This window comes from Allorhizobium sp. nf9_anc, from assembly GCF_056323085.1.
The window spans coordinates 839853-860871 of record NZ_CM150481.1 but is presented as its reverse complement, the minus strand read 5'-3'; the positions used below and the strand labels follow the sequence as shown (position 1 = coordinate 860871).

Annotated in this window: 13 protein-coding genes and 1 tRNA gene; 10 read left to right on the top strand and 4 right to left on the bottom strand. The window is 61.7% G+C overall.

Annotated elements, in window-relative coordinates; all coding sequences use genetic code 11:
• Window positions 1–6: 6 nt before the first annotated feature.
• Entirely contained in the window at window positions 7–903 is an 897-nt protein-coding gene (locus AC02Y0_RS03910) for a DMT family transporter (RefSeq protein WP_102018205.1), read from the bottom strand.
• A 389-nt stretch (window positions 904–1292) separates the two neighbouring features.
• Between AC02Y0_RS03910 and AC02Y0_RS03905 the strand changes: the two genes are divergently transcribed.
• From AC02Y0_RS03905 to AC02Y0_RS03890, 4 genes are all read left to right on the top strand, one after another.
• Window positions 1293–2702 carry a circularly permuted type 2 ATP-grasp protein gene (locus tag AC02Y0_RS03905; RefSeq protein ID WP_476382558.1) on the top strand — a complete coding sequence of 470 codons (1410 nt, stop codon included), beginning with the start codon at window positions 1293–1295 and terminating at the stop codon, window positions 2700–2702.
• A 7-nt stretch (window positions 2703–2709) separates the two neighbouring features.
• Window positions 2710–3651 carry an alpha-E domain-containing protein gene (locus AC02Y0_RS03900; protein WP_102018887.1) on the top strand — a complete coding sequence of 314 codons (942 nt, stop codon included), beginning with the start codon at window positions 2710–2712 and terminating at the stop codon, window positions 3649–3651.
• A 14-nt stretch (window positions 3652–3665) separates the two neighbouring features.
• Window positions 3666–4487 carry a transglutaminase family protein gene (locus tag AC02Y0_RS03895; protein WP_102018206.1) on the top strand — a complete coding sequence of 274 codons (822 nt, stop codon included), beginning with the start codon at window positions 3666–3668 and terminating at the stop codon, window positions 4485–4487.
• Window positions 4488–4600: 113 nt separating this feature from the next.
• Window positions 4601–5083, top strand: coding sequence for a hypothetical protein (locus tag AC02Y0_RS03890; protein ID WP_476382556.1), 483 nt, complete (start codon window positions 4601–4603; stop codon window positions 5081–5083).
• Window positions 5084–5086: 3 nt separating this feature from the next.
• On the opposite strand, the gene AC02Y0_RS03885 is transcribed toward AC02Y0_RS03890, so the two are convergent.
• Window positions 5087–5539: a MarR family winged helix-turn-helix transcriptional regulator gene (locus AC02Y0_RS03885; protein ID WP_245407845.1), complete on the bottom strand. Its 453-nt coding sequence runs from the start codon at window positions 5537–5539 to the stop codon at window positions 5087–5089.
• Window positions 5540–5890: 351 nt separating this feature from the next.
• Here AC02Y0_RS03885 and AC02Y0_RS03880 point away from each other — a divergent pair.
• From AC02Y0_RS03880 to AC02Y0_RS03870, 3 genes are all read left to right on the top strand, one after another.
• Window positions 5891–5967, top strand: a tRNA-Arg gene (locus AC02Y0_RS03880).
• Between the two features lie 269 nt (window positions 5968–6236).
• Entirely contained in the window at window positions 6237–7973 is a 1737-nt protein-coding gene (locus tag AC02Y0_RS03875) for an AMP-binding protein (RefSeq protein WP_476382554.1), read from the top strand.
• A gap of 16 nt (window positions 7974–7989) precedes the next feature.
• Window positions 7990–8889, top strand: a complete 900-nt coding sequence (locus tag AC02Y0_RS03870) for a bile acid:sodium symporter (protein WP_476382552.1) — start codon at window positions 7990–7992, stop codon at window positions 8887–8889.
• Between the two features lie 249 nt (window positions 8890–9138).
• Here AC02Y0_RS03870 and AC02Y0_RS03865 read toward each other — a convergent pair whose 3' ends face one another.
• Window positions 9139–14274 carry a beta strand repeat-containing protein gene (locus AC02Y0_RS03865; protein WP_476382551.1) on the bottom strand — a complete coding sequence of 1712 codons (5136 nt, stop codon included), beginning with the start codon at window positions 14272–14274 and terminating at the stop codon, window positions 9139–9141.
• Between the two features lie 598 nt (window positions 14275–14872).
• On the opposite strand from AC02Y0_RS03865, the gene AC02Y0_RS03860 reads away from it, so the two are divergent.
• The 3 genes from AC02Y0_RS03860 to galE all read left to right on the top strand — a co-directional run bounded on the left by AC02Y0_RS03860 (window position 14873) and on the right by galE (window position 19229).
• The gene (locus AC02Y0_RS03860) at window positions 14873–16918 is read left to right on the top strand and encodes an O-linked N-acetylglucosamine transferase, SPINDLY family protein (protein WP_476382549.1); all 2046 of its coding nucleotides are present in this window, start codon (window positions 14873–14875) and stop codon (window positions 16916–16918) included.
• Window positions 16919–17068: 150 nt separating this feature from the next.
• Complete coding sequence (gene glf / locus AC02Y0_RS03855; RefSeq protein WP_476382547.1) at window positions 17069–18226, top strand: UDP-galactopyranose mutase; 1158 nt, start codon at window positions 17069–17071, stop codon at window positions 18224–18226.
• 13 nt (window positions 18227–18239) lie between these two features.
• Window positions 18240–19229 (top strand): UDP-glucose 4-epimerase GalE, encoded by a 990-nt coding sequence (galE, locus tag AC02Y0_RS03850; protein WP_476382545.1) that lies wholly within the window; start codon window positions 18240–18242, stop codon window positions 19227–19229.
• 83 nt (window positions 19230–19312) lie between these two features.
• Here galE and AC02Y0_RS03845 read toward each other — a convergent pair whose 3' ends face one another.
• Window positions 19313–20935: an ABC-F family ATP-binding cassette domain-containing protein gene (locus AC02Y0_RS03845; protein ID WP_476382543.1), complete on the bottom strand. Its 1623-nt coding sequence runs from the start codon at window positions 20933–20935 to the stop codon at window positions 19313–19315.
• Window positions 20936–21019: the final 84 nt, after the last annotated feature.

The window sequence follows — 21019 nt, the reverse complement described above, 5'->3', positions numbered from 1 at the left end:
GTATTATCAGTCTTTCAGGATGATGGGTTCGACCGCGCTCTTCCGGTTGATCAGATAGACGCCGACCATGACGACGCAGGTGCCGATCATCATCGGCACGGTCAACTCCTCACCGAACGCAATCGCGGCCTCAAGTGCTGCGAGCGGTGGCACGAGATAGATGAGAGACGCTGCCTTCGACACGTCGCCACGGCGGATGAGGTAGAGCAGGAGCGCAATCGCCCCCATAGAAATCCCGACCACTGACCAGGCGAGCGTTGCGAAGAAGCCGAGGCTCCACTCGACGTGGAGGTCCTCGAGCAGGAGGGCGGCCGGGATGGTGACGATCAAGGCGCCGATATACTGCAGTGTCGCCACGGCGCGCAAATCACCATCCTTCACCAGCCGCTTTTGATAGAGCGTGCCCGTGGTGACGCAGGCCATGGCAAGCACATTGACCGCCACAGCATAGGCCGGGATTGTCGAGGCATCGATGACGAGCACCTTTGGCAGCACGGCAATCGCCACACCAACAAAGCCGACGACGAGGCCTACCCGCTGGCCGGTGTTGAGGTTCTCTCCGATCAGATAGGCGGCAGCGATGCCGGTCATCAGCGGCTGTAGCCCGGCGATGATCCCGGAAAGGGCCGCCGGCACCCCCTGACCGATCGCCCACCAGACCATGCCGAGATAAAGCCCGTGCAGAAACACGCCGGACACGATCGCATGCAGCCACCCGGCCCGATCTTTCGGCCAGGAAACACCGCCGATGCGACAGACGATGTAGAACAGCACGACTGCCGTCCCGTAGCGCACGACGAGAAAGGTCAGCGGATCGGCAAAGAAGGTCGCGTATTTGGCCGAGACCCATCCGGTCGACCACAACAACACGAAGAGCACGGGAGCGAGACGGGCAAGGGTCATGAGCGGATTCGTCTTTCGAGGACCGGATCGCAAGCCGCCGGCTGCCCGTCTCGATAAAGGCCACCCCGCCCGCGGTCAAAAGAGTTTTCCTGCAACTGCCGTTGAATTCCGCTCACATCAGGGCCCACGACAAAAAACATTGCGAAGCACCTGCCTAAATCTTCAGCAGAAACTCAAGCCTCATATGCGCTACGCCTGACAAATGCGAAACTAGCGCCCGACAGAACCGCAGAACCGGCGAAGTGCAAAGGTCAGATTGCACAAACTTTGCGCCAATGCCGCCCATACAGGCAAAAGCAGATATTTCTAATTCTACGCGTACAGCCTGCGATGCAGCTTGCATTGCCCAAATGCTTGTATTCAAATGACCAAAAAAGGGGATGGCGCCATTGGCATTTGATGAAATGATTGGTGCGGACGGTGCTCCGCGCGGACCTTATCAGAACTATTTCGATTGGTATTCCAGCCAGGACCCGGCAAGGCTTCTGGCCAAGTCGAGAGATGCGGAGAACATATTCCGCAAGACCGGCATCACCTTCGCCGTCTACGGCCATGCCGACAGCGCCGAGAAGCTGATCCCCTTCGACATCATCCCGCGCATCATTTCCGGCCGCGAATGGCGCAAGCTCGCCCAGGGCATCGAACAGCGCGTGCTGGCGCTCAACGCCTTCCTCGACGACATCTACCACAAGCAGGAAATCATCAAGGCCGGCCGCATTCCCCGCGAGCTGATCGAGAAGAACGTCGCCTTCCTGCCCGAGATGATCGGCTTCCGACCGCCGGGTGGCGTCTACACCCACATCGTCGGCACCGACATCGTCCGCACCGGCGAAGACCAGTTCTACGTGCTGGAAGACAATGCCCGCACGCCCTCCGGCGTCTCCTACATGCTGGAGAACCGGGAAACCATGATGCAGATGTTCCCGGAGCTCTTCCAGCTCAACAAGGTGCAGCGCGTCGAGGACTATCCCTATCTGCTGCGGCAGTCGCTCGCGTCGCTTGCCCCTCCCGGCTGCAAGGGCAAGCCGCGCGTCGCGGTCTTGACCCCCGGCATCTACAATTCAGCATACTACGAGCACTCCTTCCTGGCCGACATGATGGGCGTGGAGCTTGTCGAAGGCTCGGATCTCCGCGTCATCGACGGCAAGGTGAAGATGCGCACCACCCGCGGCTACGAGGCAATTGACGTGCTTTACCGCCGCGTCGATGACGACTTCCTCGATCCCCTCACCTTCCGCCCCGATTCGGCGCTCGGCATTCCCGGCATCATGGACGTCTACCGCGCCGGCAATATCACGATTGCCAATGCGCCGGGCACCGGCATTTCCGACGATAAGGCGATCTACTCCTACATGCCGGAGATCGTCGAATTCTACACCGGCCGCAAGGCGCTGCTCGAGAACGTGCCGACCTGGCGCTGTTCGGAAGCCGACAGCCTGAAATACGTGCTCGAACATCTCGAAGAGCTCGTCGTCAAGGAAGTCCACGGCTCCGGCGGCTACGGCATGCTGGTCGGCCCGACCGCATCCAAGAAGGAACGCGCGGACTTCGCCGAAAAGCTGAAGGTACGCCCCTCGAACTATATCGCCCAGCCGACGCTGTCGCTCTCGACGGTGCCGATCCTCGTCAACAAGGGGATCGCACCACGCCACGTCGACCTACGTCCTTATGTCCTCGTCTCCGACAAGGTGCAAATCATCCCCGGCGGCTTGACCCGCGTGGCCCTGAAACAGGGTTCGCTCGTGGTCAATTCCAGCCAGGGCGGCGGCACCAAGGACACCTGGGTACTGGAGGACTGACATGGTCATGCTCGGAAGAACTGCCAACGGCCTCTTTTGGATGTTCCGCTACATCGAGAGAGCCGAAAACATCGCCCGTCTCGTCGATGCGGGCCTGCGCATGTCGCTAACCCGCTCGGGCGCCTCAGACGAAGATTGGGACGCCGTCCTGAAAAGCGCCGACGTGCGCCCGCTCTTTGCCGAACGCCACGGCAAGGTAACGGCCTCGGATGCCATCGACTTCATGCTGCGCGACACGGCCAACCCGTCGAGTGTCATGTCCTGCATCGACGCCGGCCGCAACAATGCCCGCATGGTACGAACGGCACTGACGCGCGAGACCTGGGAAGCCACCAACGAATGCTGGATCGAGCTCAAGCAGATGCTCGCTCGCAAGCTGAAGTCGGCCGACCTGCCTGAGGTCATTGACACGGTGAAGCGCCGCGCCGGCCTAATCCGCGGCGCCTTCCATGGCTCGATGTTGAGGAACGAGATCTACAACTTCGCCCGCATCGGCACCTTCATCGAGCGTGCCGACAATACGAGCCGCATCCTCGACGTGAAGTACTACGTGCTTCTGCCGGCGATCACCCATGTCGGCTCTTCGCTCGACAACATGCAGTGGGAATCGATCCTTCGCTCGGTCTCGGCCCACCGCTCCTATCGCTGGGTCTATGACGGGGAATACAAGGCGGCGAACATCGCCGACTTCCTGATCCTCAACGGCCAGATGCCCCGGTCGCTGGCCTATTGCTACGAGAAGATCACCTCGAACCTCGGCTATCTCGCCAAGGATTATGCGCACCGGCTGCCGGCCCACGAGACCGCCGACAGCGTCGCCAAGACGCTGAAGTCGACCACCATCGGCACCATCATGGACCAGGGACTGCACGAATTCCTCGACGATTTCATCGCCAGCAACAACAAGCTGGGCAATGAGATCACCGAGGGTTACAGGTTCTACAGCTGAGCAGGATTGAGCGCATGCGTCTGCGGATAAGCCATACCACCGAATATCGCTATGACGACCCGGTGCAGTATTCGCTGCAACGGTTGCGGCTCTGCCCGCTCGACAGCCCTGGCCAGAAGATCGTCTCCTGGAACATCGCGGTTGACGGTGCCAATGTAGAGGCCGGCTTCAACGATCAGTTCGGCAACCACACCCATCTGGTATCGACCGAGGGCGACAGCCACAGCGTCCACATCGTCGCCTCCGGCGAGGTCGAGACCGAGGATCGCTCCGGCGTCTTCGGTCCGCATCAGGGCTATGTGCCGCTCTGGCTTTATCTGCGTGACACGCCGCTCACCAAGCCGGGCAAGCTCATCCGCGAGCTCTCGCGCAGCCTCTCCGGCGATAACGAGCTGGCGAAGATGCATGACCTGATGGGCAAGCTCAACACCCAGATCGCCTATGAAACGGGAACGACCGGCACGGAAACCACGGCCGAACAGGCGCTCGAAGCCGGCCGCGGCGTCTGCCAGGACCATGCCCACGCCTTCATCGCCGCCGCCCGCCTGCTCGCCCTGCCCGCCCGTTACGTCTCGGGCTACCTGTTGATGGATGACCGCATAGAACAGGTCGCGACCCACGCCTGGGCCGAGGTTCACCTGCAAGGTCTAGGCTGGGTGGGTTTCGATGCCGCCAACAACCACTGCCCCGACGCTCGCTATGTCCGCATCGCGACCGGTCTCTGCTACCCCGATGCCGCCCCTGTTTCGGGCATGCGGATCGGGATCGCCGGTGAGGATCTGACGGTCAAGCTGGTGGTCGAACCGTCCCAAAGCCAGAGCCAGTCGCAGAGCTGAACCGACACACCACTGGTACGTAGAAGCAGGTGGCGCGGCACAAGCTCCGCACCACCTCGGGATGTTGTTGTGCGCCAAGGCGCGGCACGGCCGCAGCGGAGGTCTGTATACGCATGCTGTTTGGAAAGTCCGTCTTCCAGTCGGTCGTCGACAGGCTAAACGAAGAGGCTGAAGAGCAGACCCCGGCCGAAGAGCCGGCCTTCCGCATCAACGGGCTTCCCGCAAGCTTCGTCCCTGAACCGCCCGCATTCTCTTCTGAAGCTTCGCCCGAGGCCATGGACCAGCGCCTAGACGCCTACCTGTTCATGATGCCTGAAGAGGTCGAGCCGCCTGAGCCCGAGCCCGAGCCCGAGACCCCGCCCCCACCGCCGGCCTGGCTGGAGCGTCTCTCCCCCGCCGAAGTGGCCGAGGACCTCGGTATCGAGGCATCCGACGATCGTGATCGGCTGCAGGAGCGCCGGCGCCACTTTGCAAGGGAAAACCACCCGGATCGCGTCGCGGCGGACTATCGCGACGCTGCAACCATCCGGATGAAAATCGCCAATGGGCTGATCGACGAAGCGATCAGCCGCTATGATTTGGGCATTAGGCGATGAGGATCAGTCGTAGAGCCGCTTGAGCAACTGGTTGACCGTGTCGCGTTCCGCCACACCGCCCAGCTGATCCAGAACCCATTTCTCGTGGTCGATCCAGATCGGCATCAGCTCTTCCAGATAGGCTTCGCCGGCAGGCGTCATGTAGAGCGACTGGACGCGGCGATCGGTCTCCGACTTGCGCCGCTCGATGAAGCCCTTGTTTTCCAACCCGTCGACGATGGCCACGAAATTCGCACGCTGGATGCCCAGCGCCTCGGCCACCTCGCTCTGCTTGGCACCCTGATTATAGGTCAGCAGCAGCAAGACGGCGAAATCGGTCGGCCGAAGGCCCTTCGATGAAAATGCCTCATTGAAATGCTGAAACACGGCGAGCTGCGCCCGTCTCAAACGATAACCCACAGCATCGTCCATGACTGAAAAGTCGAGTTTCGACGCATTGGGTACGAATTCATCCATTATAAGTTCCGGCATATCCCCGCCATAGCCAATACAGACCCCTCAAAAGGTCGCCCGCTTGCGCGAACGCCTACCTGTAACGATACTATCTGTTTAAACCGACGCCACAAGGGCGCAACCGCAACCGTTGCCGCACCAAACGACGTTTTTGAACGCTCGCCGTTCATTTCCCCCAGGATTGGTTTATCTCACCGCAAGCAATACCGAGCAATTGATCTCCATTCCACCATTCTGCCCGCATACCGTATGCGTGGCAGAATTACAGAGGGGCGGCCGATCTTTTCGGATTGAAGCGCGCGAGCGACTGCGCTATGACCGCTTCTGGAACGGCGAGTCAACCCGCCGTCGGAAGCACCCGTAGCTCAGCTGGATAGAGTGTTGGATTCCGATTCCAAAGGTCACAGGTTCGAATCCTGTCGGGTGCGCCATTTTTCCAAATTCCCATTGCCCTTCCTCATGCACCACGCTGCGTCGTGACACGCTCTCCGACCGCCTCCAATCCAATAACGCGGACGTGATGGGATTTCGCCCCGGCAACCCCACCTCGGACGCCTTCGAGGCCTCGCAAGCCCCCGAAATCGCTGGACTTTGACCAGAGACAATTCCATCCTTTCCCTCGTTCAACGGCTCCCGGAATCGCAAATGCGCCTAGGGACCTGAACGATGAAGCGCCGCAGAGCGCTCTGGGGGAGGAAACATGGAACACATCTTCACGCCGCCACGGCCGTGGCTGGCGGCCTATGGCACAAGCATTCCGCAGGAACTGGGAGAGCTGCGCTACAGGAGCATCGCCGATCTGGTCGATCAGTCCTGTGCTGCAAACGGTCCGCGCAAGGCCTTCACCTGCGTCGTGCCAAACGGCATGAACGGTAGCCTGACCTATTCCGAGGTCGGCGAAATGTCGGATGCCTTCGCCGCCTTCCTACATCATGATTGCGGCCTGCGCGCCGGCGACCGGGTCGCGGTGCAACTGCCGAACGGTCTGCCCTACCCCGTTGTCGCCTTCGGCGTGTTCAAGGCAGGCTGCATCCTGGTCAATACGAATCCGCTCTATACCCCGAGCGAGATGATCCACCAGTTCAACGATTCCGGCGCGAAGGCGCTCGTGATCGTCGACATGTTCGCCGACAAGCTGGCCGAGGTCGTGCCGAAAACCGGCATCCAGACCGTGGTGATGGCAGGCGTGCCTGAATTCTTCCCCAAGCTGCCGGAAGTGATCATCAGGGGCGTCCAGAAGCTCTGGAGCAAGGTTCTGCCGCCAATCCCTCAGCTCGGCGTTCCCGTGCTTCGGATCAAGGAGGCCCTTGCCAAGGGCCGCATGCACGGCGCGGACGTGAAGGCCATGTGGGCAGCGTCCGGTCCCGATGACCTCGCGCTGCTGCAATATACGGGCGGAACGACCGGCGTCGCCAAGGGTGCCATGCTCACCCATGGCAATATTCTCACCAATCTAGACCAGGTGCGGGCCGTGTCCGGAGGCGTCATGGCCCGTGAGGACCAGGTGCTGACGGCACTGCCGCTCTACCACATCTTCGCCTTCACCGCGAACCTGATGACCTTCTTCGAACTCGGCGCGCGCAATATCCTGATCCCCTCGCCGCGCCCCGTGCAAAACCTGCAGCGTGCGATCGAAAACTATCCGATCACCTGGATCACCGGGGTCAACACGCTGTTCAACGGCCTGATGAACGAGGAATGGTTTGCAGCCTACCCGCCCAGGAAGTTGCGCGCGGCGATCGCCGGCGGCACGGCCCTGCATGAGGCGGTCGCCACCCGCTGGCGGGTGATGACGGGAACGCCGATCGCCGAAGGCTATGGCCTCAGCGAAACATCGCCTCTTGTCAGTTTCAACCCGCTCGATGACCGTGCGAAGGCGGGCAGCATCGGCATCCCCGTGCCGGGCTGTGACGTCATCCTCGTAGATGGCGATGGCAAGCAGGTCGCCTCAGGCGAACCGGGCGAGCTTCTGGTCCGCGGACGCCAGGTCATGCTCGGCTACTGGCAACGCCCGGAGGAGAGCGCAAGCGCCTTGCAGAACGGCTGGTTCGCGACAGGCGACATCGCCGTGATGGACGATCAGGGCTTCCTGAAGATCGTCGACCGCAAGAAGGATCTCGTCTTGGTCTCGGGCTTCAACGTCTATCCCAACGAGGTGGAAGACGCGCTCGCCAAGATGGACGCGGTTTTGGAAGCGGCCGTCATAGCGATCCCTGACGCTAAGACCGGCGAGGCCGTGCGTGCCTACGTCGTCAAGAACCCGGACCACGAAGGAGACCTGACCGAGGAGGCGATCCGCGCCCACTGCCGCACTGTTCTCAGCGACTACAAGGTTCCGAAATCCATCGTCTTCCGAGACGCCCTCCCCAAGACGCCGATCGGCAAGATCCTCCGTAAGGATCTGAAGGCCGAAGTGCTGGTCGAATTAAAGAAGTGAGCGAGGGCAAACCCACATGTTGACGGAACTTGAAACCACCCTGCTCGGCATCATGATGATGGTGATCATGCTTGGCATGGGCGCCTCGATGACCTGGCGCGACTTCTTCATCGCCTTCCGCAAGCCAAAGGGCATCCTGGTCGGCCTTCTGAGCCAATATATGATCATGCCATTCCTCGGCTATGCCTTGGCAGTGATCCTCGGGCTTCCGGCCGGAATGGCGGCCGGCCTGATCCTGATCGCATGCATGCCGGGCGGCACGACCAGCAACATCTTCACCTACTTCTCCAAGGGCGTGCTGGCACTGTCGATCATGATGACAACGGTCTCGACGCTTGTTGCCGTGGTGATGGTCCCCTTCCTGCTCAGCTTCTACAGCGGACTGGCGGGACTTGGCGGCGACTATGTGATCCCGGCCGGCAATGTCGCCCAGGTCCTCGTGGTTCTGCTCGTCCCCACTGTGCTGGGCATGTTCCTGCGCAAGATGAATGCCAATGCCGGCGCCACGATCGAGATGATCGGCTCAATGCTCGGCGTTGTCGTAATCCTGTTCCTGATCGGCTCCTGGGTCCCGCGCAACTATCAAATGCTGCTCGACACCCCCTTCCCCGTCTATATCGCCGCAATCGGGATCGGCCTGACCGGCATGCTGCTCGGCTACTGGCTCGCCCGCGGCTTGCGCCAGGACAGCAACCGCGCCCGCACCATCAGCCTCGAAACCGGCATCCAGAACGGCCCGCTGGCAGCGCTGATCGTGACGCTGTCCTTTACCGGCATTCAACAGCAGGAAGTGCTGTTCATTCCGATCCTCTACAGCCTCTTCATCGTCATCACCTCCTCGATCATCACCGTCTGGTATCGACGCAGTGCGACGGAAGAGGCCTTGGCACGGGATGCGGCGAAGGTTCGCGTCTGAGGACCAGGGATCGCCCTCAACAGCCATTCAGCCACGCAATTGAAAACGCCGCCTCAAGATCTGGGGCGGCGTTTTCCTGTTGCGGCATGGCTCTGCACTACGAGAACCCACCTCAGCTCACCTCGCGGATAGCGGCTGGCATAGCTAGCGCCTGATCGCGACAAGCTTTGCCCAAACGAAAAGCCCCGCCAGCAAGGGCGGGGCTCTTCAGCGTGTCGGTGGTTAGGGCGCGAGACGCGCCCCTTCCTATTAGATCGACTGATACTTAGCGATGATGGCCGCGACCTGGTCGCTGTTCATCGCCTGAACCTGAGCCGTGGTAACAGCCTGCGCCTGCTGAGAGGTCAGGTTGCTGATATCGTCGGTCGAGAGGCCGGCGATGGCAGAGGTCTTGATCGCTGCGATGTCGTCCGTCGAGAACAGAGCCAGATCCGCGCTTTCCAGGGCGCTGATCGCTGCCGAGCTCAGGGCTGCGACCTGCGTCGAGGTGAGAGCCTCGATCTGACCCGTGGTCATGGCCACCAGCTGATCGGTCGACAGCGAGCCGACAACCTTAGAGCTCAGTGCCGCAACCTGATCGGTCGAGAAGGACACCAGGCCGGCAGTCGAGAGGCTCGCCGCCTGGGCAGTCGTCAGGGCCGCGATCTGGGTCGTCGAGAGACCGTCGATCTGGGTCGAAGTCAGACCGCCGATCTGGCTCGATGTGAGACCTGCGACCTGGCCCGGGGTCAAGCCTGCAAGCTGCGTCGAGGTGAGCTGAGCGAAGTTGCCTGTCGAAAGGGCGGCAATCGTCTTCGTGTTCAGCATGGCGAGTTCGGTCGACGTGAAGGTCGCCATGTCCTCGGTCTCAAGACCGGCAATCGCTGCCGAGCTCAAGGCTGTCAGCTGGCCGCTCGAGAGAGCCTCGACCTGCGCCGACGTCAGTGCCGTCACCTGACCGGAGTTCAGGCTGGACAGGACCCGTGTACCGATCGCCCCAATCTGGCTGGTCGTGAAGGTTGCCAGGTTCTGTGTCGACAGTGCCCCGAGCTGTGCGCTGGTCATGGCGCCAATCTGTCCCGTGGTGAGGCCGCCGATATCATCGGTGGACAGGACCGCGATTTGCGCCGTTGTCAGTGCGGCCATCTGGCTGCTGGTCATGCCGGCGAGCTGTGCAGACCCGAGGGCCGCAAAGTTCGTGGTCGACATGGCGGCCAGTGCCTTCGGGCTGAGGGCTGCGAGATCCGTCGGAGCGAAGGTCGCAATGTCCTCAGTCGTCAGACCGGCGATACCGGTGGAGCTGATCGCTCCGAGCTGAGCCGTCGAGAGATAGTCGAACTGGGCGGATGTCAGTGCCGCGATCTTGTCCGAAGACAGGCTTGCGATACCGCTCGTTGCCAATCCAGGCAGCTGAGCCGACGTCAGAGCCGCGAGGCTGTCGGTCGACAGGGCCGCGATCTGGTTGGACTTTAGGGCCGCGATCTGGGTCGAGTTGAGACCTGCGATCGTTCCGCTGTTGAGCGTTGCAAGCTGGGCAGTCGTCAGCGCGGCCACCTGGCCGGTCGTCAGGCCACTCAGCTGTGCAGAGCCCAGAGTTGCGAACTTGTCGGAGCTGAGAGCCGCAATCGTGCGGGTCTGGAGCACTGCAAGTTCAGCGGAGTCGAGCGTTGCAAGGTCTCCGGTCTCGATGCCGGCCACTGCTGCCGAGCTCAGCTGCGAAAGCTGGGCGGTAGAGAGGGCGGCAAACTGGGCCGACGTGAGGGCACCGACCTGCGCCGAGGTCAGTGAGCCAAGAGCGCGGCTCGAGATGGCAGCGACCTGACCGGTACCCAGTCCGGCAATGGCATCCGTCGACAAGCCGCTGATCGCCGCAGAGGAGATCACTGCGATTTCGTCGGTGGTGAAGGTCGCGATGTCAGCGGACGAGAGGGCCGCCAGATCGGCAGAGCTCAGGGCTGCAATCTGACCCGATACCAGCGCCGCCACCTGGGCCGTGCTCAGAGCATCGAGCTGGCCAGAGGAGAGTGCGCCAACCGCCCGGGAATTCAGGGCCGCAACCTGCTCTGTGGAGAGCGAGGCGATGTTGTCGGTGGACAGGGCCTGGATCTGTACAGAGCTGAGGACTGCGACCTGGGTCGATGTCAGTCCGTCGATCTGGGCGGAGCCGAGGGCCGCGAGCTGAGCCGTGGTCAGAGAAGCAACCTGTGCCGTCGTCAGACCGCTGAGCTGCGTGCTGTCCAGCGAAGCGATGTTCTGCGTCGAGAGGGCAGCGATGGCTCGCGAGTTCATGACTGCGAGATCCGCCGAGTCCAGACCGTCGAGGTCTTCGCTCGTCAAACCGGCGACCGCAGCGCTGGTCAGCGATGCCAGCTGCCCAGTGGTGAGGACACCGATCTGGGTAGAGCTGAGGGCAGCCACTGCATCAGAGCCGAGGGCAGCGATTGCGCGGGTGTTCACCGCAGCGATCTGTTCGGTGGACAGCGAGGCCAGGGCATCGGTCGTCAGTGCCCGGATCTGCGAGCTCGACAGCATGGCCACGATGGCCGTCGTCAATCCGTCGATCTGGGTGCTGACCAGGGTCGCGACCTGGGCAGTGGTCATTGCAGACATCTGGCCGGTGGTCAGGCCTGCAAGCTGCGTCGAGTCGAGAGATGCGATGTTCGTCGTCGACAGGGCTGCAAGAGCTCTGGAGTTCAGAGCAGCAAGGTCGCTCGAAGCGAAGGTATCGAGGTCGTCGGTACCGAGGCCGGCAACTGCAGCACTCGAGAGTGCAGCGATCTGGTTGGTCGTGAGTGCGGCGATCTGGCCGGTGGTCATTGCTGCGATCTGTGCAGAGCTGAGAGCACCGAATGCGCGGCTGCTGATGGCAGCGACCTGATCGGTCGAGAGCGAGGCCACTGCGTCAGTCGTCAGGACGCTGACCTGAGCGCTGGACATCAGACCGACGAGACCGCTGGCAAGACCATCCAGCTGATCGCTCTCGAGAATGCCAACCTGCGCGGTTGTCAGCGCCGTAACCTGTGCGGAGGTGAGACCAGAGATCTGTGCCGAGTCGAGCAAGGCAACGTTCTGGGTCGACAGGGCGGCAATTGCGCGGCTGCTCAGGACTGCAATCTCGGAAGAGGTAAGAGTTCCGACTGCAGAGGAGTCAAGGCCGCGGATGGCCGTGGAAGTCAGCTGTGACAGCTGTCCGGTCGAAAGAGCATCGAACTGGGCGGAAGTGAGCGCAGCAAGCTGATCGGACTTCAGCGCACCGATGGCACGCGTGGTGATTGCGGCCAGCTGAGCGGTGTCGAGAGAGGCGATTGCAGCGGTCGTCAGTGCAGCGAGCTGGACCGAGGACAGAGAAGCAATCTGGCTGGTGGTGAAGCCGTCGAGCTGCGTGCTGTCGAGCGTCCCGATGATGGATGTCGACAGGGCAGCGATCTGGCCGGAGGTCAGACCGACGAGCTGCGTCGAGGTCAGCGTTGCAAACTTGTCGGTGGTGAGTGCTGCGAGCGAACGAGACTGCAGGGCAGCGATGTCGGCTGAGTCGAAGGTCGCAAGATCTGCGGTTTCGAGCGCGCGGACCGCAGCGGAGCTCAAGGCGCCGATCTGGCCGGTGCTCAAGGCAGCGACCTGAGCGGACGTCAGGGCAACAACCTGGCTGCTCTCCAGAGCGGCCACAGCCTTGGAGTTGAGGGCAGCGATACGGTCGGTCGTAAGGCTGCCGATGACTGCGGAGGTGATGCCGCGGATGGCAGCGGAGCTCAGGCTTGCAAACTCGGCAGTCGTGAAGGTGTTCAGATCTTCGGACGAAAGAGCAGCGAGGTCGCTGGAGGACAGAGCAGCGATCTGGGCAGAGCTGAGAGCCTCGATCTGGCCTGTTGTCATGGCCTCGAGCTGAGACGTCGTCAGCGCGCCGACAGCGCGGCTGCTAAGGGCTGCCACCTGCCCGGTCGACAGGGAGGCCACATTGGCGCTTCCAAGTGCTACGACCTGTGCAGAGCTCAGGGCAGCCACCTGGTTTGTGCTAAGGCCAGTCAGCTGCGCGCTGCCGAGAGCGGCAACCTGCTGCGTGGTCAGCGAAGCAACCTGACCGCTGGACAGGGCAGTCAGCTGGCCCGAGGTGAGGACTGCAATGTTATCAGTCGAGAGCGCAGCAAGAGCGCGAGAGTTGAGGGCTGCAAGTTCGGTCGACGTGAAGGTCGCGACGTCAGCGGTTTCCAGACCGCGGATCGCGGTGGAGCTGAGAGCAGCAAGCTGCAAGGTCGAAAGACCTTCAATCTGAGCGCTGCTGAGTGCGGCGACCTTGGCAGAGGTCAGCGAACCGATAACGCGGCTGCTGAGACCTGCGATCTGATCAGTCGTCAGCGACGCCAGCGTATCAGAAGACATTGCGCTCATCTGCGCGCTGGTGAGGCCGGCCAACTGGGTCGACGTCAGGCCATCAGCCTGCGCGGAGGTCAGCAAAGCGATCTGCGTGGTGGTCAGAGTGCCGACCTTCGCAGAGGTCAATGCAGCCAGCTGGGTCGAGTCGAGAGAAGCGAATGCGTCGGTCGAAAGAGCAGCAAGGCTCTTCGATGCGAGAGCGGCAACCTTGTCGGAGGACAGGCTGTCGATATCGTCGGCGCCGAGGCCGCGAACGGCCGAAGAGGTGAGGACTGCAAGCTGGCTCGTGGTCAGAACACCAACCTGGGTGCTCGAGAGAGCGGAAACCTGCGCAGAGGAGAGGGCTGCAACAGCGCGGCTGTTCAGCGCAACGACCTGTTCCGTGGAGAAGGTCGCGAGATTGTCAGACGACAGAGCCGAAATCTGGCGCGAGGTGAGCGCCGAGATCTGGGTCGAGGTCAGGCCGTCGATCTGCGTGGAGGTCAGATTGGCGATGACGGCTGTCGAGAGCGAGGCGATCTGACCGCTGGTCAGGCCGGAGATCTGGCTGCTGTTGAGGGCTGCGAAGCTGCCGGTCGAGAGGCCAGCCAGTGCGCGCGTGCTGAGGACCGAGAGTTCGGCGGAGGTCAGCGTCGCGATGTCATCGGTCTGGAGGCCGGCCAGACCGAGGCTGCTGATGGCGTTGAGCTGCGAGGTGGAGAGCGCTTCGAACTGGTCAGAGGTCAGTGCAGCGACCTGCGTGGACGTCAGTGCTCCGAGCTGGCGGCTGTTGAGGCCGGACATCTTGGCGCTATCGATGACGGCGAGCTGGTCAACTGTGAGTCCACGAGCGGCGACGCTCGAGATCGCACCGAGCTGGCTGGAGCTGAGGCCGTCGAAGTCGTCGGTCTGCAACGCGCCGATCTGAGTCGAAGAAAGAGCCGCAACCTGAGCTGTGCTCAGTGCGGCAATGTCGGAGCTCGTGAAGTTGGCGATCGTCGCGGTAGACAGCGTTTTGATCTGGTTGATGCTCAAAGAAGAGATAATCGAAGTCATGTGACGCGCGCCTTCAACGTTTGCGGTTGGCCGTTGCATTCCTTGCCACCGATCGGGGGAGCACAGCCTGTGCATCACCGTCTCGACCCCGGGAGCATAATGCGCCCTAAGTGGCTGATATCCGTCTTCAAGCGTTTGTCTGTTGACGCCCTACAACGGTGTCCTCACGGACGAAAGTCTTTGGAAAACATGGCTCGACCGAGCCTGGCGTTGGAGAGGGCATCATGCAGCAGAGCTGATCTCTGCTTCCCACACCACCTAGGTCCGCATCCCGATCCGGACACGCACCTTGCCTCACCGATTCGTGTACAAACGAATGTGGTGAGACGAGTCTTGCCCAAATGATTAGGCCGCACACTCTAATTTTCTATTAACAGCCTATGCGGGAAGTCACCCGTCTATTCTTAGTGGTCAGTTACGTACATGCAACTTTCCTTGGATGCTATCACCAAGACGAAGTGATTTGGCAAGCTGCAAGATGTGAGCGGAGCCGAGAACGCAAGCCCAAAGCAAGCTAGGCCGAATAGGTGTTCCCTAGACGCCTCCGCGCAGGAACGTAACCTGGCCAGTCCCATGGCCGACAACAGATGTGATGTCGATGGTGATACATACAGCATTCGCCCCGGAGCAGAACGCCCAGCTCGCTGCCGCAATGGACAAGGCCAGAAACCAGAAGCTCTCGCTGATTGAGTTGCTGCAGCTCGCAGAACACTGGGGCGCCTCGGGACAGTCGGCTCTGGCAGCAGAACTCTACAAGACCTGGACCGCGTTCAACGACCAGAGCCCGCTGCTTCATCTTGCCTTCTTTAACTATTCCGTCGTCCTGAAGGCGCTCGGCGACACCGCCGGTGCCATCAATGCTTTGAAGGCCGCCTTGAGGGCGGCCCCGATGATGGGGCAGGCCCACATCAACCTCGGCCGTACCTACGAGGATTGCGGCCTCGGCGCATTGGCGATCCAGCAGTGGCGCAGCTATGTCGAGCAGACATCGGAAATCACCCCGGACAAGTCAGTGCATCGCCTGATGGCCCTGCAGCACATCGGCCGCGTGATGGAAGGCGCCAGCCTCTACGCGGATGCGGAAACGGCTCTATGGCAGGCGATCGAGCTGCGCCCCGACAAGCCGGAAGCCGGCCAGCACTGGATTTCGGTCCGCCAGCATCAGTGCAAGTGGCCGGTCGTCCAGGCATCGGAATACGTGACCAAGAAGCAGATGCTGGACTCGATCTCGCCGCTTCCCCTCGCCTGCTATTCCGACGATCCGCTCTACCAGATGGCCAAGGCCGCTCGTTACTTCAAAATGTTGGCGGGACGCCCGGATCCTGCTCACCTTAACAGGCCGGAACCCCGCAAGAAGGTCGGCACTGGTCAGCGGCTGCGCATCGGTTACGTTTCGTCCGACCTGCGCGATCACGCCGTCGGCTTCGCATTGAGCGAAGTTCTGGAACTGCACGACAAGTCGTCGGTCGAAGTCTACGCCTATTACATCGGCGATGCCCGCACCAATGACGCGACGCAGAACCGGATGAAGGCCGTGATAGACGTCTGGCGTGATGTTACTGCGATGTCGGACCTTGAGGCCGCAAAGCTGATCATGGCTGATGAGATCGATGTCCTGATCGACGTCAACGGCTATACCAAGCTTGCCCGCACGAAGATCTTCTCCTACCGCCCGGCCCCTGTGATCGTGAATTTCTGCGGCTATCCCGGCACCATGGCGAGCCCGGTGCACCAGTACATCATCGCCGACGAGCAGATCATTCCGCCGGGCAACGAGCTCTACTACACCGAAAAGGTCCTCCACATTCCCTGCAACCAGCCGGTCGACCGGAAGCGTCTGATCGGCCCCCGCCCGACGCGCACGGAAGCCGGCCTGCCCGAGGACGCCTTCGTCTTCGCCTGCTTCAACGGCATGCAGAAAATCACCGCCGGCGTGTTTACCCGCTGGATGGCCATCCTGACGGCGACGCCCGGCAGCGTGCTTTGGCTGCTTGGGGGATCGGATGTGGTGAATCAGCGCCTGCGCGAACTGGCGACCTCCGCCGGCGTCGATCCTGCCCGCATCTATTTCGCACCGAAGGCGGCAAACCCGAACCATCTGGCGCGGATTGCGATCGCGGACCTGTTCCTCGACACCTTCCCCTATGGCGCCCATTCGACGGCATCGGATGCCTTGACCATGGGTCTCCCCGTCCTCACCGTTCCGGGCAAGAGCTTTGCATCGCGTTTCTGCAGCAGCATCGTGAAGTCGGCCGGCGTTCCGGAACTCATCTGCGCCACCCCGGACGAATATGTCCGCAAGGCCGTGGCTCTGGCCAGAGATCCGGCAGCTCTCGCGCAGATCCGCAATTCCATCCAGGCCCAGCGCGACACCTGCGCCCTGCGTGACATTCCGCGCCTCGTGCGTCGTCTGGAAGAGCTTTACTGGCAGATGCAGGGTGAGCGCGAACGCGGCGAGACCCCGGTTCCGGACCTCTCCAACATGGAGATGTATTACGAGATCGGCACTGATGTCGTGCTAGCAGAAGTCGAGTTCGAAGACGAGGCCGCCTATCGCAAGCGCTACCAGGACCGGATTGCCGATTGGCATGCCTTCCATCCGGTCCCGCACGACACGCGTCTGTGGCCTGCAAAGCCCGCCTGACCTGGTGAATACGGGGCCGCCGAAACGGGCGGCCTAGTGTCACCATGAATCGACCGGCGGGTGACCGCCGGTCTTCAACAACAGGGCGAGACGCGGCAGGCTTGAAAGCTGGAACCGCACCGCCCCTGAAAATCGAGGAACACCCAGCGCATGGCACAGGGTCAGAAAATCGGAATTGTCGGCGCAGGTCTGTCCGGCGCCGTCATCGCACGCGAACTGGCGGAAGCCGGCTTCGAGGTCGATGTCTTCGACACGCGCCCGCATATCGGCGGCAACTGCCACACCGAGCGCGATGCCGACACCGGCGTCATGGTCCACATCTATGGGCCCCACATCTTCCACACGGACGACGCGGAAGTCTGGGACTACGTCAACAGCTACCAGACATTCCTGCCCTACAAGAACCGCGTGAAGACCACGAGCCAGGGCCAGGTCTATTCCCTGCCGGTCAACCTGCACACGATCAACCAGTTCTTCGGCAAGACCTTCCGCCCGGAAGAGGCACGCGCCTTCATCGAGGAACAGGCCGACAAGACGATCACCGACCCGCAGACCTTCGAGGAGCAGGCGCTGCGCTTCGTCGGTCGCGATCTCTATGAGGCCTTCTTCAAGGGCTATACCGAAAAGCAGTGGGGCTGCTCGCCCACCGCCCTGCCGGCCTCGATCCTGAAGCGCCTGCCCGTGCGCTTCAATTACGACGACAACTACTTCTTCCACAAATTCCAAGGCATGCCGGAAAACGGCTATACCGACATGATCGAAAAGATCTTCGACCATCCGAAGATCAAGGTGACGCTCGGCCAGCACGTGGATCCGCGCGCACCCCATGACTATGCGCACCTCTTCTATTCCGGCCCGCTCGACGGCTATTTCGGCTATGAATTCGGCCGGCTCGGCTATCGCACGCTTGATTTCGAGCGCTTCACCTATCAGGGCGACTACCAGGGTTGCGCCGTCATGAACTACGGCGATGCCTCGGTGCCTTACACCCGCATCACCGAGCACAAGCATTTCTCGCCCTGGGAAAGCCACGAGGGCTCGGTCTGCTACCGCGAATTCTCCCGCGCCTGCGGCGAGGACGACATCCCCTATTATCCGATCCGTCTCGTCGAAGAGAAGGCACAGCTCGCCGACTACGTCGCCCGGGCCAATGAGGAGAAGGCCGTCACCTTTGTCGGTCGCCTTGCGACCTACCGCTACCTCGACATGGACGTAACGATCCGCGAAGCGCTCGACACCGCCCGCCTATTTCTTTCGAAGTCGAAAGAGCAGGCAGCGATGCCGGCTTTCGTACACGCGCCGCTCTGATCGAGAAACAGCCATGACTGCGACCCCAATCCTCGTTGTCGGCGGCGCCGGCTATATCGGCTCCCACACCTGCCTCGCCCTCTCCGAGCGCGGCTATCTACCGGTCGTCTACGACAACTTCACCTCGGGTCATCCGGAATTCGTCAAATGGGGTCCCGCAGAACAGGGGGACATCCGGGACAAGACGCGCCTTAGGGAAGTGCTCGCCAAATACCAGCCAAAGGCAGCGATGCATTTCGCCGGCCTGATCGAGGTTGGTCAGTCCTTCAAGGAGCCGGAGCACTTCTACGACGTCAACGTATCCGGTACGCTCAGCCTGCTGCAAGCCCTCAGCGAGGCCGATATCCGCAACTTCGTCTTCTCCTCGACCTGCGCCACCTATGGTGCGCCGGAATACCTGCCGCTCGACGAGAAGCACGGCCAGAAGCCCATCAATCCTTACGGCCGCACCAAGCACATCGTCGAGCAGGCGCTGGGTGACCTCAACCTCTGTGGCCGCATGCGTTCCGTCATGCTGCGGTACTTCAACGCCGCCGGCGCCGACTTCGAAGGCCGCATCGGCGAGTGGCATTCGCCTGAGACCCATGCCATCCCGCTTGCGATCGAAACGGCCCTTGGACGCCGCGAATTCTTCTCGATCTTCGGCGAGGACTACGACACGCGCGACGGCACCTGCATCCGCGACTACATCCACGTCAACGATCTCGCCGACGCCCATGTCCGCGCCGTCGACTATCTGCTGAAAGGCGGCGAGACCATCGCCATCAATCTCGGCACAGGCAACGGTACGACCGTCAAGGAACTGATCACGGCCATAGAGACCGTGTCGGGCCGCGCCATGCCGATCAAGCGCACCGAGCGCCGCCCCGGAGACCCACCGGGCCTTGTCGCGAGCAATACGCTCGCCCGCGAAGTCCTCGGCTGGGATCCCAAGCACGGCATCGACGACATCATCCGCTCCGCCTGGAAGTGGCACTCGACCTTCAACGGCCACTCGACCTGAGCAAACCCCGTTTCCAAACATCAAAAAGCCCGAGGATCGCAATCGAACCTCGGGCTTTTTTACGTCTTCATAGCTGTTCAACCTCAGCTCCTGAGGCCTGGCGCCTCGTGGCCGGTGCGCTCCACATATTCCGTATAGCCGCCGCCATACTGGAAGACGCCTTCAGGCGTGATCTCGAGAACACGGTTCGACAGGGCTGCGAGGAAATGGCGGTCGTGGCTGACGAAGAGCATGGTGCCTTCGTATTGCGACAGCGCCTTGATCAGCATTTCCTTGGTATCGAGGTCGAGGTGGTTGGTCGGCTCGTCGAGCACAAGCAGGTTCGGCGGATCGAACAGCATGATCGCCATGACCAGACGTGCCTTCTCGCCACCGGAGAGGACCCGCACCCGCTTGTCGATATCGTCACCCGAGAAGCCGAAGCAGCCTGCCAGCGCGCGAAGCGGCGCCTGGCCTGCCCGCGGGAAGGTCGTCTCCAGCATTTCGAAGATGGTCATCTCGCCATCGAGCACGTCCATCGCATGCTGGGCGAAATAGCCCATCTTGACGCTGGCGCCGATCGACACCGTGCCCTCGTCCGGCTTCGAATCGCCGGCCACCAGCTTCAGAAGCGTCGACTTGCCGGCCCCGTTGATGCCCATGATGCACCAGCGCTCGCGGCGGCGGACCATGAAGTCGAAGCCGTCATAGATGACCTTGTCGCCGTAGCGCTTGGAGATGTTCTTGACGCTGACGACATCTTCACCCGAACGCGGCGCCGGCTGAAATTCGAAGGCGACGACCTGGCGACGCTTCGGCGGCTCGACCCGGTCGATCTTTTCCAGCTTCTTCACCCGGCTCTGCACCTGGGAAGCATGGGAAGCGCGCGCCTTGAAGCGCTCGATGAACTTGATTTCCTTGGCAAGCATCGCCTGCTGGCGCTCGAACTGCGACTGCTGATGCTTCTCGTTCAAGGCACGCTGCCCCTCATAGAAGACATAGTCGCCGGAATAGCTGTTGAGCTGGCCGGCATCGATCTCAATGATCTTGTTGACGATGCGGTTCATGAACTCGCGGTCATGCGAGGTCATCAGCAATGCCCCTTCGTAGCCTTTGAGGAACTGCTCGAGCCAGATCAGGCTTTCGAGATCGAGATGGTTCGACGGTTCGTCGAGCAACATCACGTCGGGGCGCATTAAGAGGATGCGGGCGAGCGCCACACGCATCTTCCAGCCGCCCGAGAGCGCGCCGACATCGCCGTCCATCATGCTTTCCGAGAAGGAGAGACCGGCCAGCACTTCGCGGGCCCGGCCATCCAAGGCATAGCCGTCGAGCTCCTCATAGCGCGCCTGCACCTCGCCGTAGCGCTCGATGATCGCGTCCATCTCGTCCATACGATCAGGATCGACCATGGCCGCCTCGAGTTCGCGCAGTTCGGCGGCGACCTCGCTCACCGGCCCTGCCCCGTCCATCACTTCGGCCACGGCCGAGCGGCCGGACATCTCGCCGATATCCTGGCTGAAATAGCCGATCGACACGCCCTTATCGACGGAGACCTGGCCCTCATCCGGCAGCTCGTGGCCGATGATCATGCGGAAGAGCGAGGTCTTGCCAGCACCATTCGGCCCGACAAGGCCGATCTTCTCACCACGATTGAGGGCTGCCGACGCCTCGATGAAAAGGATGCGGTGGCTGAGCTGCTTGGAGATGTTTTCGATGCGGATCATGGATGAGGGCGCCTGCTGGAAATCGGCGCCCTTATGGCATGGTCAGGGCCACATGTCCCCTGCTTTTGTTGCAAGGCGGCACCG

Excerpts from the sequence above, each read along its gene's own strand:
- AC02Y0_RS03870 (WP_476382552.1), top strand. The coding sequence starts at position 7,990 with ATGTTGACGGAACTTGAAACCACCCTGCTCGGCATCATGATGATGGTG.
- AC02Y0_RS03890 (WP_476382556.1), top strand. The coding sequence starts at position 4,601 with ATGCTGTTTGGAAAGTCCGTCTTCCAGTCGGTCGTCGACAGGCTAAAC.
- AC02Y0_RS03875 (WP_476382554.1), top strand. The coding sequence starts at position 6,237 with ATGGAACACATCTTCACGCCGCCACGGCCGTGGCTGGCGGCCTATGGC.
- AC02Y0_RS03885 (WP_245407845.1), bottom strand. The coding sequence starts at position 5,539 with ATGGATGAATTCGTACCCAATGCGTCGAAACTCGACTTTTCAGTCATG.
- AC02Y0_RS03900 (WP_102018887.1), top strand. The coding sequence starts at position 2,710 with ATGCTCGGAAGAACTGCCAACGGCCTCTTTTGGATGTTCCGCTACATC.
- AC02Y0_RS03910 (WP_102018205.1), bottom strand. The coding sequence starts at position 903 with ATGACCCTTGCCCGTCTCGCTCCCGTGCTCTTCGTGTTGTTGTGGTCG.
- AC02Y0_RS03865 (WP_476382551.1), bottom strand. The coding sequence starts at position 14,274 with ATGACTTCGATTATCTCTTCTTTGAGCATCAACCAGATCAAAACGCTG.
- glf (WP_476382547.1), top strand. The coding sequence starts at position 17,069 with ATGGCACAGGGTCAGAAAATCGGAATTGTCGGCGCAGGTCTGTCCGGC.
- AC02Y0_RS03860 (WP_476382549.1), top strand. The coding sequence starts at position 14,873 with ATGGTGATACATACAGCATTCGCCCCGGAGCAGAACGCCCAGCTCGCT.
- AC02Y0_RS03845 (WP_476382543.1), bottom strand. The coding sequence starts at position 20,935 with ATGATCCGCATCGAAAACATCTCCAAGCAGCTCAGCCACCGCATCCTT.
- AC02Y0_RS03895 (WP_102018206.1), top strand. The coding sequence starts at position 3,666 with ATGCGTCTGCGGATAAGCCATACCACCGAATATCGCTATGACGACCCG.
- galE (WP_476382545.1), top strand. The coding sequence starts at position 18,240 with ATGACTGCGACCCCAATCCTCGTTGTCGGCGGCGCCGGCTATATCGGC.